At 51.8% G+C, this 2,860-nt stretch carries 3 protein-coding genes; 1 reads left to right on the top strand and 2 read right to left on the bottom strand.

What is annotated here, in order from left to right:
- Together DMG62_24090 and DMG62_24085 are read right to left on the bottom strand one after the other, a co-directional pair.
- On the bottom strand, window positions 1-453 hold a 453-nt coding region (locus DMG62_24090), incomplete at its 3' end, for a hypothetical protein (protein PYY19996.1).
- A 206-nt stretch (window positions 454-659) separates the two neighbouring features.
- Window positions 660-1,121, bottom strand: a complete 462-nt coding sequence (locus tag DMG62_24085; protein PYY19995.1) for a hypothetical protein — start codon at window positions 1,119-1,121, stop codon at window positions 660-662.
- Between the two features lie 1,209 nt (window positions 1,122-2,330).
- Here DMG62_24085 and DMG62_24080 point away from each other — a divergent pair.
- Entirely contained in the window at window positions 2,331-2,531 is a 201-nt protein-coding gene (locus tag DMG62_24080) for a hypothetical protein (GenBank protein ID PYY19994.1), read from the top strand.
- The last annotated feature ends 329 nt before the right edge of the window (window positions 2,532-2,860 follow it).

Genomic DNA, 2,860 nt, shown 5'->3' with positions numbered 1-2,860 from the left:
CACTGCTATTCCGGACATTGGTCGACGGGGCGGATTTACGATCTGCCAATTGTGAACGTTCCACCCCGCTTCTCTGAGCGCAGCCTCAAACGCCGCTGCGTAGGTTGCACAGTCAGAGCCCGTCTCGAAAATAATAGTTAGTTCTTGATGCTCGTAAACACGGCCACGCTCTCTCAGAATTTTCTGTTGGTCGTCTGTAAGCTGCCTTGGTTCAAATCGACGTAGCCACTGCTCCAGAGCCTCTATCCTTGCCTTGGCTTCTGCTGGTGTGGCTACCCGATAATCGGCTAGTTGTCGGTCTTGCAATCTGATTTCAGCCTCTTTTCTAGCTAATCGCCCACTGTACCAAAAACTCAATATCACCCACTCAAATACTACGATACCGACAAGAATTGGAATGAGCGTCGCTCGGTTGGGCCAGACCATGGGCCACACATTGGCGACGTCTTGCAACCAGTCTTGCAGAGATGGCAAGGGCCTTACCTGTTGATTGGCTAGAGCCTACTAATGAAGGGCAGGCTTGTTTGCAATGCGGCTCTACTTCGCTGGGACCCTCATAACGCCACACGGCGTTAGACGCAGGCCCCATTATTGAGTGCCCTGCACGACCTCGCTGAGTGGTGGTGCAAAGGCTAGCATTCCGATGGCTAGCGCCCGTTTCAATGTTGGCGCACTTCTTTTGTCTCGTCAGCCACACGGTTCAGGATATCTGAAACGGGCAGAATAATTTGATCCTCTACGGGAAAAGGGTCGATTTCTTTTGCCGGTCTCATCCGGCACCAGAAAACCAACCACTTCCTGTTCGTTGGAATTACTATTGCGTAAGTTTTGAAGTAACGCGGGATTCCTCCCCAAATCTGTTGCAAATCGTATTCCATTTCTCGGACAATATCTCTTGCACAGGACGGCGACAGGCCGAATTTCACCAGTTCGAAGACCAGGGCGGCTCTGAGCAGTTCGTTTTTTGAAAACCGACCACCGCCGAATACAGCCCGATCTATTGCACCCACCTCCACCCAATCCGTAACTGTTTCGAGGTCCGCACCGATTCTTGCAGCAACTTCGGTCACGCTAAAAAGGTTGAGACTCCGGCGCGAGACTGCGGTGTGTTGATCTTGCACGACCGCCTCCTTCCATTTGCGCGAAGGCGACTCGATGAATAAGACTGACTCTCGAAATCAACAGGCGTCAATGAGTGGATGAGCGGCATGTGCCGCGGGCGTCCTCGGGCCAAGGCTAGGACTATTAATAATCTCGGACGATTCGATGTCAGCGCTTTGAGGCACGCAAAGCTGGCACAGCCTTAGTCCATCGATGCAATTTGTATCGACTCAGGTTTGGGCTCAGAAAGGACGCTGCCGAGGGTCATGCCAACTAAAAACATCGAGGCAAGCAACACAGCAATTACACCCCCATTTCGTGGCGGTGTGAGCCTTCGCATTTGCTTGTCCAAAAGTTCCTGATCGCGCCGGTCCATGTTTGAGGTCCCCAATTTTGTTCGTGCGAAACGCGACAAAACTGCCGCTTGTTCCGCTGATCGTCGCGGAACAAACATTGGGCTCCCTTGATTGAAGCTGTCTAAAAGGTGGTTTGGCCACAACTTCAAAAAGATAAAGGCATCAGTAACACAGGACTGCGGAGAGCACGGGTCTGTCAATCGCCTGACGCAGCACAACCCAATGTCGATAGATGCGCCGCAAAACGACCGTTGGGTTTTATTGATTTTTGCATAGTCACGTCAAAAGACTTTTGCATCGCAACACCGGCCCCTCACAAGCCTGTTCCGCAATTGAGGCAAATTTTCATTAAAAATATCACACCAAAGTTCCATTTTGGGCGGCAACTAAGTTCGCTGGCGGCGGTTTCAGAAGCGTCGATAACTACCCGGAAAGTCATGGGCTAGATTCAATGAAAATGCTGGCCGAGTATTTGGAGAAGGCCATCGCATTTGAACGAATGGCCGCAGATGAAAACGACACCAAGCTAAAGGCGGACTTAGAAAAACAGGCTGCGGCCTATCGGAAGCTCGCGGTGCAGCGAGCGAAACAATACAAGCTCGATCTGCTGCCGCAATCAAACTGAGAGTTTACCTGCCGGAGCTACTGCGCAATCTTAGCCGCACACGCCGCTTGTCAAAAAATTAGAAGCAACTCGAAGGCAATCAGATCGCAGAGATGTCTTGCTGCAGGAATTGCGAAAGTTGATTGAATGCGTGCTGCACGGTGGCCATTTCTGATGGCGGACTCAGTCCAGGCACTCAACTCAAACTGGAAGACAATTCGATCAGTGCGTGACGATTTTGAGATGCTTTTGCCTACGCCTTAACTCCGATGATCTTTAGTCAGTATCGAGTTGTTCCGGCTTGGCGCAGCGACGCCATCGCTCAGCTAAGCGATTCCAAACTCGTTTGTTTTCCGTTTGTGGGGCCAGTTCGGCCATCACTCGGCACTCGCTTGCAAATTTTAGGAACCGGTCCGCCGCGTTTTTTGGGCTTCCTTCGTCGGATGTGCGACAAATGCATGGGATACTGAAATTGTTCCGGGCCAATGCAGCGATTGATCGATTGATCGTTCTGAATAGCCCAGTGGCCGACCCGTTCCGAAAATTCCATTGGGAACCTTCACCTTGAGTCGGGGAACGATCTTAGGCGCCCATAATTAGCAATGTGCGAGGGCGCCAAGTGCGGGGTGCCCGATGGTAACGCTGCGCGCAGAGTACGACGCCATCGTCGTCAATCAGTTGCCGCAAGAAGTGCCGCGTAACTGGGTTAGGAAATTAGACGCTATCGAAGGCGATCGGTTGTTACGTGCCTGCAGAAAACCTCTGGAGTCAGGCACCAGCCACGATTAGTTGCGTTCAC

This window comes from Acidobacteriota bacterium (assembly GCA_003225175.1).
Classification (GTDB): Bacteria; Acidobacteriota; Terriglobia; order Terriglobales; family Acidobacteriaceae; genus Gp1-AA112.
Note: the sequence above shows the minus strand (reverse complement) of the source record. Positions and strands in the feature narration are given on the sequence as shown.

Bases quoted from the DNA above. Each gene is read 5' to 3' on its own strand.
- DMG62_24080 (PYY19994.1), top strand. From the start codon at position 2,331: ATGATCTTTAGTCAGTATCGAGTTGTTCCGGCTTGGCGCAGCGACGCC.